Here is a 12,466-nt window from a genome sequence, read left to right on the forward strand (position 1 = left end):
TTTCGCGAGCAAGCTTTGCTCCTACAAGTTCACGTATTCAAGGGAATTGCATGTCGTTCATCCAGGCCAATCTGATCCACTTGCTCGCCGCGTGCTGGTTTGTCATCTGCTGGGGCGGTTACACCCGTTATGCCACCTGGAAGGGCCGCGACACCGCGTGCCTGGCCAGCGTGCTGCACTTGTACCGAGAAGACTGGATGCGCCGCATGCTCCTGCGCGATAACCGTATCGCCGACGCCAGCGTGATCGGCAACCTGGAGCGCAACGCCTCGTTTTTCGCCTCGAGCACGCTGATCATCCTCGCCGGTATTCTCACCGTGCTCGGCGCCTCCGAGCGGGCGGTGTCGTTGCTGGCGGACATCCCGATGGTGCAGCAAGCGTCGCAGGGCATGTCGGAAATCAAATTGCTGTGCCTGGCGATGGTGTTCGTCTACGCCTTCTTTACCTTCAGTTGGTGCATGCGCCAGTACAACTTCGCGGCGGTGCTGGTCGGTTCGGCGCCGATGATCGGCGAGCGTCATGTCTCCGAACAGGAGCGTAAAGCGTTCGCGGCACGGGCGGCGCGGGTGATTTCGATGGCGGCCAACCAGTTCAACTTCGGTCTGCGTTCTTACTACTTCGGCATGACCATGCTCGCGTGGTTCGTCAGCCCGTGGCTGTTCATGTTGTTGAGCACTGGCGTGGTGCTGGTTTTGTACCGTCGCGAGTTTCATTCCGACGTTCTCGACGTAATGGTCTATACCCCTACAGAGGCGCCCATTCCCGAGGCGAACAAAGAGGTCGCTTGATGAGTATTCCGTTCTGGTGTGTGTTTATCAGCGCTTTGCTGATTTATGTGGCGCGTATGCCAGTGGCCAAGGCGATGAAAGAGCAGGGCGGTTACAACAACCACTTGCCTCGCCAACAACAGGCGCAACTGACCGGTTACGGCGCGAGGGCGCTGGCGGCGCATCAGAACAGTATTGAAGCGTTCATGTTATTTGCCGTGGGTGTGTTAATGGCGCACACCACGCAAACGGCGGGCTGGCTGATCGATGCCTTGGCGATCATCTTCGTCATCGCCCGCATCGTCTATTTGTGGTTCTACCTGGCTGATCTGCCAGCGCTGCGTAGTCCGGTCTGGTTCATCGGCTTAGTGTGTTCACTGCTGCTGATGATTAGTCCGACTTTTAGAACTGTCTTGCTTTAAGCGACATTGCCGTTAAATCCCAGACAAAAGAAAACCCGCACTAGGCGGGTTTCTTTTTTCAGCGGTAAAAAGCAGATTATTGCTTTTTAGCAGCTTCGTCTTGCGCGGCAGCGTTCGATTCAGCCTGAGCTTTGGCAGCTTCGGCGTTTTCTTTCGCAGCGTCGTTCACTTTATCCTGAGCTTTGTTCATGTCTTGCTGAGCTTGTTCAGCATGTTGGTTGGCATCTTGAGCTTTGTCCTCGGATTTTTTATCGCAGGCAGCGAGACCGAGGGAAGCGGTCAACATCAAGGCAATAGCAAAAGTCTTACGCATGGGGTGTTTCTCCTTATGGAAAATAACTACTGGCCTTAAGAGCTTTGCGCTACAGGTTAAGTTCCTCATTTGTTTCAGATATATAAGTTTGTTTTGCCACGGAACTTTTGGCCTGTTGGCTACTACTGGCCAATGGCTTTAACGAGAGTAATTATCATATGGCTGAAAACCCCGTTTTTGAGCGCGCGACGCGATTTCTTTCGGCGTTAAGACACTGTCAGGTACTGGGTTTGCGGGTACATGAAGCCTCCAGCGAAGGGCTTACGGTGATCCTGCCTTACAGCTCACGAATTGTCGGAAATCCGCAGACCGGCGTGATTCACGGCGGGGCAATCACCTCGTTGATGGACACCGCTTGCGGGATGTCGACATTGTGCGTGTTGCCGGAATTCGAAGTCTGCCCGACCCTCGATTTACGGATCGACTATATGCACGCCGCCGAACCGAACAAAGACGTCTATGGCTTCGCCCAGTGCTACCGGGTGACCACTGACGTGATCTTTGCTCGCGGTTTCGCCTACCAGGACGATCCTGCACAACCCATCGCCCACGTCGTCGGCACTTTTATGCGCATGGGCAAGGGTTTGAAAGGCACCAAAGGCTTCGGCGGCGTGATCAAGGGAGCAGGGCAATGAGCGATGATCTGAAACAGCAGCTGCAACTCGCTCACGCTCAAGGTGATTACGCGCCACTGTTGAAGCTGATTCCCTACGCAGGTTTGATCGGCGTCGAATGTTCGCGGGTCGGTGATGAACTGCTGTTCAAGCTACCAGCGAACAAGGACAACATTGGTAACCCTTTACTGCCTGCGATCCACGGCGGCGTGATTGCCGGATTTATGGAATTGGCAGCGGCCCTGCATTTGCTCATCTTCACCGAAGCACCGGGTGTGCCGAAGATTATCGATTTCTCCCTCGATTACCTGCGCGCCGGGCAATTTCGCGACACTTGGGCCAAATGTCAGGTGTGCCGGCAGGGGCGTCGCGTCGCCAACGTCGCAATCACGGCGTGGCAAAGCACCGAAGGCGAGCCGATTGCCACCGCTCGCGCGCACTTCAAAATTGATGAGCCCTTGAAATCCTGAACAGCGCCCCAAACTCAGAGAACAACCCGCCGCCGACCATTTCGGGTCGCGGCCACTGCCATCTGATTGGAGTTTGATGACCATGAGTGTGGAAACTCAAAAGGAAACCCTGGGCTTCCAGACCGAGGTGAAGCAACTGCTGCACCTCATGATCCATTCGCTGTATTCCAACAAGGAAATTTTCCTTCGCGAATTGATCTCGAACGCCTCTGACGCTGTCGACAAGCTGCGCTTCGAAGCCCTGGCCAAGCCAGAGTTGCTCGAAGGTGGCGCTGATCTGAAAATCCGTGTGAGCTTCGACAAAGACGCCAAGACCGTCACCCTCGAAGACAACGGTATCGGCATGAACCGTGACGATGTGATCACCCACCTGGGTACCATCGCCAAATCCGGCACTGCCGATTTCATGAAAAACCTCTCGGGCGATCAGAAGAAAGATTCGCACCTGATCGGTCAGTTCGGTGTCGGTTTCTACTCCGCGTTCATCGTTGCCGACCAGGTTGACGTGTACTCCCGTCGCGCCGGCACTCCAGCCAGCGAAGGCGTGCACTGGTCGTCGAAAGGCGAGGGCGAGTTCGAAGTTGCGAACATCGACAAGCCAGAGCGCGGCACTCGTATCGTTCTGCACCTCAAAGCTGCTGAAGACGAATTCGCCGATGGCTGGCGTCTGCGCAACATCATCAAGAAGTACTCCGATCACATCGCGCTGCCAATCGAGCTGCCGAAAGAAGTGGCACCTGCTGAAGGTGAAGAAACACCAGCGGCCGAGTGGGAAACCGTCAACCGCGCCAGCGCCCTCTGGACTCGCCCTCGCACTGAAGTGAAGGACGAGGAATACCAGGAGTTCTACAAACACATCGCTCACGACTTTGAAAACCCGCTGGCCTGGAGCCACAACAAAGTCGAAGGCAAGCTCGAATACAGCTCGCTGCTGTACGTGCCGGCCCGCGCACCGTTCGACCTGTACCAGCGTGAAGCGCCGAAAGGCCTGAAGCTGTACGTGCAACGCGTGTTCGTCATGGATCAGGCCGAGTCCTTCCTGCCGCTGTACCTGCGCTTCATCAAAGGCGTGGTCGATTCCAACGACCTGTCGCTGAACGTGTCGCGTGAGATCCTGCAGAAAGACCCGATCATCGATTCGATGAAAACCGCGCTGACCAAGCGCGTGCTGGACATGCTGGAAAAACTGGCGAAAAACGAGCCTGAGCAGTACAAAGGCTTCTGGAAGAACTTCGGTCAGGTCATGAAAGAAGGCCCGGCAGAAGACTTCGCCAACAAAGAGAAAATTGCTGGTCTGCTGCGTTTCGCATCGACCAACGGCGACGACGGCGAGCAGATCGTTGGTCTGGCCGACTATCTGGCCCGCGCCAAGGAAGGTCAGGACAAGATCTACTACCTCACCGGCGAAACCTACGCGCAGGTCAAGAACAGCCCGCACCTGGAGGTCTTCCGCAAGAAAGGCATCGAAGTGTTGCTGCTGACCGACCGCATCGACGAGTGGCTGATGAGCTACCTCAGCGAATTCGACGGCAAGACTTTTGTCGACGTGGCACGCGGTGATCTCGATCTGGGCAACCTGGACTCGGAAGAGGACAAGAAAGCTGCAGAAGAAGTCGCCAAGTCCAAAGAAGGTCTGGTTGAGCGTCTGAAAACCGCGCTGGGCGATTCCGTGGCGGAAGTCCGGGTATCCCATCGTCTGACCGATTCGCCGGCCATTCTGGCCATCGGCGAACAGGATCTGGGTCTGCAAATGCGTCAGATCCTCGAGGCCAGCGGGCAGAAAGTGCCGGATTCGAAGCCGATCTTCGAATTCAACCCAAGCCACCCGCTGATCGAGAAACTCGACGGCGAGCAGAGCGAAGAGCGTTTTGGCGACCTGTCGCACATCCTCTTCGATCAGGCAGCCCTGGCTGCCGGCGACAGCTTGAAGGATCCGGCCGCTTATGTGCGCCGTCTGAACAAGCTGCTGGTTGAGCTGTCGGTTTAACCAAGTCGTAGAAAAACCCGCTTCGGCGGGTTTTTTCATTCTGGTGTTTAGCAAATCAGGAGTCAGAAATGAGCCAAGTCACAGTACGTTCCGTGGTCTATCAGATTGACGGCCAGCCTTATGAAGGTCGTCTGGCGTTCGACGCCGAGCACAAAGGCGCGCGTCCGGGTTTGTTGATGGCGCCGAACTGGATGGGCGTCAGCGCGGGCGCGGAAGAAATCGCCAAGTCGGTGGCGGCCAAGGGCTACGTGGTGTTGATTGCTGACGTCTATGGTCAGGCCGTGCGTCCACAGAACGCTGATCAGGCTGGCGCGGCGATGATGCCGTTGAAGGATGACCGTGCGTTGCTGCGCAAGCGAATGCAGGCGGCGTTCGAGCAGTTGCAGAAGCAGGGCGAAGCGGCGGTTGATACCTCGAAACTGGCGGTGTTCGGGTTCTGCTTTGGCGGTTGCTGTGCACTGGATCTGGCGCGCACCGGTGCGCCGGTGAAAGCGGCGGTGTCGTTCCATGGCACGCTCGATTCGCCGAACCCGGCGGATGCGCAGAACATCAAAGGCTCGGTATTGGTGTTGCACGGTGCTTCTGATCCATTGGTGCCGAAGGAACAATTGCCGGCGTTTGAAGATGAGATGAACGCGGCGAATGTCGATTGGCAGTTGCTCAGCTACGGCGGTGCGGTGCACTCGTTTACTGACCCGCATGCGAATGTGCCGGGCAAGATGATGTACGACGAGAAAACGGCCAAGCGCGCGTTCAAGTCGATGCATGATTTGCTGGATGAAGTGTTCAAAGGCTGATTTTTCAAGATCAAAAGATCGCAGCCTGCGGCAGCTCCTACACGCGATCAATGTAGGATCTGCCGCAGGCTGCGATCTTTTGCTTTATCGGCCTGCCGGCAATTCAATCCGCTCAACTTCCCCCGGCACCGTTGGCCAATCCCCGGCCGCCCATTTACGCCGTGCCTCATCGATCGCCGCCGGATCGCTCGCGACAAAATTCCAGTTGATCCGCCGAGGCCCGTCCAGTGGCGCGCCGCCAAACACCACGGCGTGCACATCACTCTCGGCAAACAAGCTCATCTCTTCCCCAGCCGGCAACACCACCAGCGCATGCGGCTCAATCGCTTCGCCGTTCAACTGCGCATCACCACTCAGCACATACACCGCCCGTTCTTCATGCTCGGTCGGAATCAGCAGGGTGGTCGCCGTTTGCATCTGTACTTCGGCATATAACGTAGGAGAAAGCACCGGCACCGGTGATTCCAGGCAAAAGCCTGACCCGGCAATCATGCGAATCTGCACACCAAGGTTATCGCTGACCGGCAACGTCGCCGCCGGGTGATGGCTGTAATGCCCCGGGCCTTGTTCGTGATCCTTGGGCGAGGCTAGCCAGATCTGCAAGCCGTGCATCGTGAAGCTCTGTTCCCACAACGGCTCCGGCGTGCGCTCAACGTGGGCGATCGCGCTGCCGGCGGTCATCCAACTGACATCGCCGGCGCTGACCACCTGGTCGGAGCCGAGGCTGTCCTTGTGCTGGATCTGCCCCTGGAACAGGTAGGTGAGGGTCGACAGACCGATGTGCGGGTGCTGTCGGATGTTCATGCCTTTGCCCGTCTGATAAACCGTTTCGAGCATGTGGTCAAAAAACACGAATGGCCCGACGCTGCGGCATTTGGCTGACGGCAACGGGCGCAGAATCGGCTGGCCTTCGACGTCTTCGGCGCGCGGGCGGATGATCAGAGGTTGCGTGTCCATGGTGCATTCCAGGCTGAGCGGGTGATGCCGGAAGCATAACCCGCCGCTGGCATCAGGAGGGTTACTGGCTGTCGAAGCCTTGTGGCGCGTGGGTTTCGATGGTCACGTCGCTGGTGGTCATCAGCTTGTGAATCGGGCAGCGGTCGGCGACGCGCAGCAGTTCTTCACGCTGAGCATCGGTAAGCACGCCTTTGAGGGTGAGGGTGACGTGCAGGACGTATTTGCCTTTCTGCTCTTCGCTGTTGTCGCGTTTGACGTCGACGCCCACACCGGTCAGCGGGATGTCTTTCTTTTTCGCGTACATTTTCAGGGTCAGGGCTTTGCAGGCGCCCAGCGCGGCGTCGAAATAATCGTGCGGCTCTGGCGCCGTGCCTTCACCGCCGGCAGCTGCCGGGACGTCGGTGAACAATTCCAGATCATCGATTTTTACGGAGTGACGGAAACCTTCGGCAGAGACGGTATTGACGGTGATGGTCATGTGAACCTCGCTATCGGTGGGAAAATGTACTTCGATCAAAAAGGATCTTGCAGTTATAGAGCATTGTCGCCGCTGAACGTTTCACTTTCCGGCTGGCTGAACCCCGGTGGCTGCGCTGGGGTCTAGTCTGTGCCTACCTGCCGGAGATTACTTGTGTCCTTGTTTCGTTTGAGTCTTGCCAGCCTGTTGCTGATTGCCGGTGCCGCCCACGCGCGGGATTACACCTACAGCGATGCGCACCTGCATTACGTGGATTTCTTCCAGGAAACCGCTGGCATGCCGAAATTGCTGACAGCGATGAAAGAAAATTCCGTCGAGCATGTGATGATTTCCGGCATTCCGGTGGCGAAGAAATGGCACGAAGATGAACCGAAACGTCCACGCTATTACGCCGGTGATGACGCCGATGCCTATTGGTACAGCGCCACTGATGTGATCGTCGCCGATGCCGTGCAAAAACTGCCTGCTGAGCAGCGGCCGTACTTTCATCCATTCCTCTCCGGCTTCAATCCGAACGACAAGAACTCCGCCGCGCACATTCAGCGCATGCTCGATCTGTACCCGGGGCTGTGGCAGGGCATTGGCGAAGTGTTTACCCGTCATGATGACCTGACGGCGCTGACCTCCGGCGACACCCCGCGCGCCAACAATGAGGCGATGACCAAGATTTATCACTTGGCCGCCGAGAACGATTTGCCGGTAATGTTGCACTCGAACATCACCTCCAAGCGTGAGAAAAATCCGCTTTATCTGTCGGAAGTCGAAGAGCCGCTGCGCAACCACCCGCACACCCGGTTTATCTGGGCGCACGCCGGCACCAGCGCCGAGATTCATCGGCATCAGACACAGATGGATTTCTTGCTGCCAACGCTGACGCGCATGCTGGAGGCCTATCCGAATCTGTACATCGACCTGTCGTGGAGCATGCTCACCCCGTATCTGCTGGATGAGCAAGGCAAGCCGCGCAAAGAGTGGCTGGCGCTGGTCGAGCGCTACCCTGAGCGCTTCATGCTGGGCTCGGACGTCGTAGGTCGATTCAACAAGCTGGGTAAGGAAATGCACAGCTTCAATCCGTTCCTCGACGCATTGCCTACAGAGGTCGCGCATAAAGTCGCGCGGGATAACTTCCTCGCGATCCTGCCGAAAACTTCGCCCAAGTCAGGTATTGATCGCTGAAACGTTATTGCCAAGCGTTCGAAGTATTAAGGCGTTTTGATATCACTATTTCGTCTTACGCAAATTCGCAAAGGGCCGATACCTTCTAAAGCAACCAGCTGCAGGGTTGATGCAGCGCTTTTGGAAGGAACCAGAGCAATGAGTATCCGTAGTCTCAATATTGCCCCGCGCGCTGGCCTGGGTTTTGGCCTGTTGGCGCTGATGGTGTTTGCCCTTGGGGCGTTCGCCCTGCTGCAAATGGCGAACATGCGTGCGCAATCCGACGAGGTCGATAACAACTGGCTGCCCAGTGTGATGGCGGTCGGCGAGATGAGTCAGGACATGCTGCGCCTGCGTGCGCTTACCATGCGCCTGCTGCTCAATCGCGATCCGCAGGCGCTTGAGCAGAACGTCGCCAAGCTCAATGAGCTGCGCGGCGTGCTCAGCGAAGCCCAGCAAACTTATGACGTGCTGATTGTTCTGCCGGAGGAGCGCGCGTTGTTTGACCGCTTCAAGGTCGCCGAACACAAATACCTGGAATATCAGGCGCAAGTCATGCAGCTGTCCGCGCAGAACCGCGTGGAAGAGGCGGCGAGCATTCTCAACGGCCAGATGAGCCCGTTGGCCGATGAAATCGCAGTCATTCTGCGCGAGCTGGTCGAGCTGAATAAGCACAACGCCAATCTCGCCACCGAGGCCGCTCGGCTGGTGTTCACCAATTCGCGGGTGTGGGTCGGGGTGATGATTGGCATTACCGCGCTGATCACCATCGGTCTCGCGGTGATGCTGACGCGCAGCATCGTGCTGCCGCTGGCGCAATCGCTTGGAGTGGCGGAAGTGGTCGCTGCTGGCGACCTGACCGGCGACATCACTATCAGCGGCAAGGATGAGCCGGCGCGGCTGCTGCAAGCGTTGCAAAGCATGCAGCACAACTTGCGCGACACGATCCGGCGAATTTCCGAATCCTCCAGCCAACTCGCCTCGGCCTCGGAAGAGCTGAGCTGCGTCACGGAAGACGCTACGCGCGGGTTGCATCAGCAGAGTCTGGAAATCGAACAGGCGGCGACGGCGGTGAATCAGATGACGGCAGCAGTTGAGGAGGTTGCCAGCAATGCGGTGGCGACGTCCGAAGCTTCGCGTGAATCGGATCGCATTGCTCAGCATGGGCGTGAACAGGTGCAGCAGACCGTGTCGTCGATTGAGTTTCTCGCTGAAGACGTGACCAACAATGCCACGCAGGTCGAGAATCTGGCGGACAAGGTGCATGGCATCAGCAAGGTGCTGGACGTGATTCGCTCGATTGCCGAGCAGACTAATTTGCTCGCGCTGAACGCGGCGATTGAAGCAGCGAGGGCCGGTGATGCCGGGCGAGGGTTTGCGGTGGTGGCGGATGAAGTGCGCGCACTGGCGCATCGCACGCAGCAATCGACGCACGAGATCGAGCAGATGATCAGCGGGATTCAGCAAGGCACCGATTCGGCGGTTAATTCGATGCAGCAGAGTAATGTCCGGGCGCGTTCGACACTGGAGCTGGCGAAAGCTGCCGGAGTGGCGCTGGAGGAGATTGCCTCGGCGTTTACGCTGATCAACGAACGCAATCTGGTCATCGCCAGTGCGTCGGAGGAGCAGGCGGCGGTGGCGCGGGAGGTGGATCGTAATCTGATGAATATCCGTGATCTGGCGATGCAGACCTCGGCTGGGGCGAATCAGACGAGCGCGGCGAGTCAGGAGTTGTCGCGGTTGGCGGTGGATTTGAACAGCATGGTGGCGAAGTTTTCTGTCTGAAATTACCCCTGTAGGAGCTGTCGAGTGAAACGAGGCTGCGATCTTTTGATGTTGATTTTTTAAGATCAGGATCAAAAGATCGCGGCGTGCCGCAGCTCCTACAGAGGCGCAAGTTGCCAGCAAAAAAAAGCCCCGCATCTCGCGGGGCTCTTTCATCGTGCGTCGAATCAGCTGCCTTTAACGGCTTTGCCGTTGACCGTGCCGTCGAGGAGCATGATGTTGTACTCCTTGCCGTCGGTTTCAACCTGTTGCAGGCGAACCAGCAGGTAATCCCAATCCTTGGCGAACCACAGGACGGTGATGCGCTTGCTTTGTGTCGGATCGCGAACGCGCTCGACCTTGATCGCGTCGATCTGGCCAGCCTTGGTTTCGACTTTCTCCGAACCCAGCACGCGGAAGTCGTAGGTATCGACTTCGCCATCATCGACTACCTGATAGCTCATGCTTTTCTTGCCGGCAGCCACGTCGTGCTGCAGCGCCAGTTGGTAGGTGGATTTGTCGACCATGCCACGGTTCAGCGGAATCTTCACGGCGTCGCCGCGATCAGTGCCGGTCACCAGTTTATTGGCCCAGTCGAAGTCCAGGTCAGCCTTTTTCGCTTTGCCCAGACCGCCACGTTCGAAGTGGTAGGACTGTGGCAGCAAGGTGTCCTTGTCCAGTGTCAGGGTGCTTTCTTCGCTCAGGCTGGCGATCATCATCGATGCCTTGAAGCTGAGTTTCCAGACGCCGTTGGCTTCCTTGGTCAGGCTGCGCGAGGCGGTGCCGCTCATCGGCAGCTGTTTCCAGTCGGCGGTGTAGCTGGCGGAGAACGGTTGAAGGTCTGCTGCCTGTGCGAAGGGCAGGGCAAACAAGGCGCAAGCGAGAAGCAGGGCGCGACGCATAAAATCTCCTAGTGTCGAATCAAGTGGCCGCTGGCCGCAAGTAACTGGCCATCCAGTAAAGCACCGTCCGTACCGAGGGCCAGCCGGCCTTCAGCAAACCAGCGTATGGCCATCGGGTAGATCAGGTGTTCCTGAACGTGTACCCGCTGCGCCAGACTCTGCGGCGAATCGTGCAACTCTACCGGTATTACTGCCTGTACGACCAGTGGTCCGCCATCGAGTTCCTCGGTGACGAAGTGCACGGAGCAGCCGTGCTCCGTGTCGCCGGCTTCCAGCGCGCGCTGATGAGTGTGTAACCCTTTGTATTTGGGTAGCAGCGACGGATGGATGTTGAGCAGGCGCCCTTGGTAATGGCGAACGAAATCAGCGCTGAGAATGCGCATGAAACCGGCCAGTACCACGAGTTTGGGTTGGAATTCGTCGATCAGTTTGATCAGTGCAGCATCGAAGGCCTCGCGACCTTCGAATGCCTTGTGATCCAGCGAGCGGGTAGCAATACCCGCGTCACTGGCGCGTTGCAGGCCGTACGCGTCGGCGCGGTTGGAAATCACCGCAGCGATGCGAACCGGGCTGTCGCCGGCTCGCGTGCTGTCGATCAAAGCCTGCAAGTTACTGCCGGTGCCGGACAACAGCACCACGACATCACAGGGTGCGGACATTAATGAGCCTTAAGGTTCTGCAGATCAACCTGAGCTGCGCCTTCGGCGGCAGCAGCGATCTGACCGATCACCCAAGGCTGCTCGCCAGCGTCACGCAGGGTGTTCAGGGCAACTTCAACGTGCTCCTGAGCCACGCAGATGACCATGCCGACGCCGCAGTTCAGTACGCGGTGCATCTCGGTTTCGTCAACGTTGCCTTGCTCTTGCAGCCAGTCGAAAACGGCCGGGCGAGTCCAGCTGGCGACGTCAACAACAGCCTGAGCGCCTTTTGGCAGAACGCGCGGGATGTTGTCGAGCAGGCCGCCACCGGTGATGTGGGCCATGGCTTTGACGGCGCCGGTGTCTTTGATCAGCTTGAGCAGCGGCTTCACGTAGATACGGGTCGGGGCCATCAGCAGGTCGGTCAGCGGTTTGCCGTCGAGCTGGATGTTTTCGATGTCGGCACCGGAGACTTCGATGATCTTGCGGATCAGCGAGTAGCCGTTCGAGTGCGGGCCGGACGATGGCAGCGCGATCAGCGCGTCACCGGTGGCAACTTTCGAACCGTCGATGATTTCAGCTTTTTCCACAACGCCGACGCAGAAGCCGGCCAGGTCGTAGTCTTCGCCTTCGTACATGCCTGGCATTTCAGCGGTTTCGCCGCCAACCAGCGAGCAACCCGACAGTTCGCAGCCAGCGCCGATGCCGGTAACCACTTGGGTCGCGGTCTCGACATTGAGTTTGCCGGTGGCGTAGTAGTCGAGGAAGAACAGTGGCTCAGCGCCGCACACCACCAGGTCGTTGACGCACATGGCGACCAAGTCGATGCCGATGCTGTCGTGCTTGTTCAGGTTCAGTGCCAGGCGCAGCTTGGTGCCGACGCCGTCGGTGCCGGAAACCAGCACTGGCTGCTTGTAGCCGGCCGGGATTTCGCAGAGGGCGCCGAAACCGCCCAGGCCGCCCATGACTTCCGGGCGCGCAGTGCGCTTGGCGACGCTCTTGATGCGTTCGACCAATGCTTCACCGGCGTCGATGTCTACACCGGCGTCCTTGTAGCTCAGGGAGGGTTGCTTGCTCATGATCCAGGCCTTTAGGGGAGGGGATTCAGGGGTAACGACCGAGTTCAGCGGGAACATCGAAATCGAGGGGGCGAGTGCCTCACGCGAGTTTCGAGGGACCCGGCTGTTGCCGGTCTGCGAAGG

Annotated in this window: 14 protein-coding genes; 8 read left to right on the plus strand and 6 right to left on the minus strand. The window is 58.0% G+C overall.

The features are described from left to right. The first annotated feature begins 50 nt into the window (after nt 1–50). Together AD669_RS07935 and AD669_RS07940 are read left to right on the plus strand one after the other, a co-directional pair. Nucleotides 51–788, plus strand: coding sequence for a DUF599 domain-containing protein (locus AD669_RS07935; RefSeq protein ID WP_053118496.1), 738 nt, complete (start codon nt 51–53; stop codon nt 786–788). After that, nucleotides 788–1,189: an MAPEG family protein gene (locus tag AD669_RS07940; protein ID WP_053118498.1), complete on the plus strand. Its 402-nt coding sequence runs from the start codon at nt 788–790 to the stop codon at nt 1,187–1,189. The genes AD669_RS07935 and AD669_RS07940 overlap by 1 nt, the downstream gene beginning before the upstream one ends. A gap of 76 nt (nt 1,190–1,265) precedes the next feature. On the opposite strand, the gene AD669_RS07945 is transcribed toward AD669_RS07940, so the two are convergent. Continuing rightward, the gene (locus AD669_RS07945; RefSeq protein ID WP_053118505.1) at nt 1,266–1,502 is read right to left on the minus strand and encodes a hypothetical protein; all 237 of its coding nucleotides are present in this window, start codon (nt 1,500–1,502) and stop codon (nt 1,266–1,268) included. 158 nt (nt 1,503–1,660) lie between these two features. Between AD669_RS07945 and AD669_RS07950 the strand changes: the two genes are divergently transcribed. The 4 genes from AD669_RS07950 to AD669_RS07965 all read left to right on the plus strand — a co-directional run bounded on the left by AD669_RS07950 (nt 1,661) and on the right by AD669_RS07965 (nt 5,370). Beyond that, complete coding sequence (locus AD669_RS07950) at nt 1,661–2,137, plus strand: PaaI family thioesterase (RefSeq protein ID WP_053118507.1); 477 nt, start codon at nt 1,661–1,663, stop codon at nt 2,135–2,137. Then, entirely contained in the window at nt 2,134–2,586 is a 453-nt protein-coding gene (locus AD669_RS07955; protein WP_053118509.1) for a PaaI family thioesterase, read from the plus strand. The genes AD669_RS07950 and AD669_RS07955 overlap by 4 nt, the downstream gene beginning before the upstream one ends. 82 nt (nt 2,587–2,668) lie before the next feature. After that, entirely contained in the window at nt 2,669–4,573 is a 1,905-nt protein-coding gene (htpG, locus tag AD669_RS07960; RefSeq protein ID WP_053118568.1) for a molecular chaperone HtpG, read from the plus strand. 68 nt (nt 4,574–4,641) lie between these two features. Further along, entirely contained in the window at nt 4,642–5,370 is a 729-nt protein-coding gene (locus AD669_RS07965; RefSeq protein WP_053118514.1) for a dienelactone hydrolase family protein, read from the plus strand. Nucleotides 5,371–5,454: 84 nt separating this feature from the next. On the opposite strand, the gene AD669_RS07970 is transcribed toward AD669_RS07965, so the two are convergent. Beyond that, nucleotides 5,455–6,327, minus strand: a complete 873-nt coding sequence (locus tag AD669_RS07970) for a pirin family protein (protein WP_053118517.1) — start codon at nt 6,325–6,327, stop codon at nt 5,455–5,457. A 61-nt stretch (nt 6,328–6,388) separates the two neighbouring features. Further along, the gene (locus tag AD669_RS07975; RefSeq protein ID WP_053118518.1) at nt 6,389–6,805 is read right to left on the minus strand and encodes an OsmC family protein; all 417 of its coding nucleotides are present in this window, start codon (nt 6,803–6,805) and stop codon (nt 6,389–6,391) included. Nucleotides 6,806–6,934: 129 nt separating this feature from the next. Here AD669_RS07975 and AD669_RS07980 point away from each other — a divergent pair, with 129 nt between their 5' ends. Together AD669_RS07980 and AD669_RS07985 are read left to right on the plus strand one after the other, a co-directional pair. Beyond that, nucleotides 6,935–7,981 carry an amidohydrolase family protein gene (locus AD669_RS07980; protein WP_371262364.1) on the plus strand — a complete coding sequence of 349 codons (1,047 nt, stop codon included), beginning with the start codon at nt 6,935–6,937 and terminating at the stop codon, nt 7,979–7,981. A gap of 138 nt (nt 7,982–8,119) precedes the next feature. After that, nucleotides 8,120–9,745, plus strand: a complete 1,626-nt coding sequence (locus AD669_RS07985) for a methyl-accepting chemotaxis protein (RefSeq protein ID WP_053118523.1) — start codon at nt 8,120–8,122, stop codon at nt 9,743–9,745. Nucleotides 9,746–9,912: 167 nt separating this feature from the next. Here AD669_RS07985 and AD669_RS07990 read toward each other — a convergent pair whose 3' ends face one another. Genes AD669_RS07990 through purM form a run of 3 tightly spaced genes read right to left on the minus strand, consistent with a single transcriptional unit; the run spans nt 9,913 to nt 12,343 of the window. Continuing rightward, nucleotides 9,913–10,626 carry a DUF3108 domain-containing protein gene (locus AD669_RS07990; RefSeq protein ID WP_053118524.1) on the minus strand — a complete coding sequence of 238 codons (714 nt, stop codon included), beginning with the start codon at nt 10,624–10,626 and terminating at the stop codon, nt 9,913–9,915. Between the two features lie 8 nt (nt 10,627–10,634). Then, nucleotides 10,635–11,285, minus strand: a complete 651-nt coding sequence (gene purN, locus AD669_RS07995; RefSeq protein WP_053118526.1) for a phosphoribosylglycinamide formyltransferase — start codon at nt 11,283–11,285, stop codon at nt 10,635–10,637. Further along, nucleotides 11,285–12,343 carry a phosphoribosylformylglycinamidine cyclo-ligase gene (gene purM, locus AD669_RS08000; RefSeq protein WP_053118528.1) on the minus strand — a complete coding sequence of 353 codons (1,059 nt, stop codon included), beginning with the start codon at nt 12,341–12,343 and terminating at the stop codon, nt 11,285–11,287. Before purM ends, purN begins: the two co-directional genes overlap by 1 nt. Nucleotides 12,344–12,466 lie beyond the last annotated feature (123 nt).

Source organism: Pseudomonas sp. P1.31 (genome assembly GCF_001269815.1).
GTDB classification, from domain to species: Bacteria; Pseudomonadota; Gammaproteobacteria; order Pseudomonadales; family Pseudomonadaceae; genus Aquipseudomonas; species Aquipseudomonas rustica.

Bases quoted from the DNA above. Each gene is read 5' to 3' on its own strand.
- AD669_RS07975 (WP_053118518.1), bottom strand. From the start codon at position 6,805: ATGACCATCACCGTCAATACCGTCTCTGCCGAAGGTTTCCGTCACTCC.
- AD669_RS07965 (WP_053118514.1), top strand. From the start codon at position 4,642: ATGAGCCAAGTCACAGTACGTTCCGTGGTCTATCAGATTGACGGCCAG.
- htpG (WP_053118568.1), top strand. From the start codon at position 2,669: ATGAGTGTGGAAACTCAAAAGGAAACCCTGGGCTTCCAGACCGAGGTG.
- AD669_RS07945 (WP_053118505.1), bottom strand. From the start codon at position 1,502: ATGCGTAAGACTTTTGCTATTGCCTTGATGTTGACCGCTTCCCTCGGT.
- AD669_RS07955 (WP_053118509.1), top strand. From the start codon at position 2,134: ATGAGCGATGATCTGAAACAGCAGCTGCAACTCGCTCACGCTCAAGGT.
- AD669_RS07985 (WP_053118523.1), top strand. From the start codon at position 8,120: ATGAGTATCCGTAGTCTCAATATTGCCCCGCGCGCTGGCCTGGGTTTT.
- AD669_RS07970 (WP_053118517.1), bottom strand. From the start codon at position 6,327: ATGGACACGCAACCTCTGATCATCCGCCCGCGCGCCGAAGACGTCGAA.
- AD669_RS07950 (WP_053118507.1), top strand. From the start codon at position 1,661: ATGGCTGAAAACCCCGTTTTTGAGCGCGCGACGCGATTTCTTTCGGCG.
- purM (WP_053118528.1), bottom strand. From the start codon at position 12,343: ATGAGCAAGCAACCCTCCCTGAGCTACAAGGACGCCGGTGTAGACATC.
- AD669_RS07935 (WP_053118496.1), top strand. From the start codon at position 51: ATGTCGTTCATCCAGGCCAATCTGATCCACTTGCTCGCCGCGTGCTGG.
- AD669_RS07940 (WP_053118498.1), top strand. From the start codon at position 788: ATGAGTATTCCGTTCTGGTGTGTGTTTATCAGCGCTTTGCTGATTTAT.
- AD669_RS07990 (WP_053118524.1), bottom strand. From the start codon at position 10,626: ATGCGTCGCGCCCTGCTTCTCGCTTGCGCCTTGTTTGCCCTGCCCTTC.
- purN (WP_053118526.1), bottom strand. From the start codon at position 11,285: ATGTCCGCACCCTGTGATGTCGTGGTGCTGTTGTCCGGCACCGGCAGT.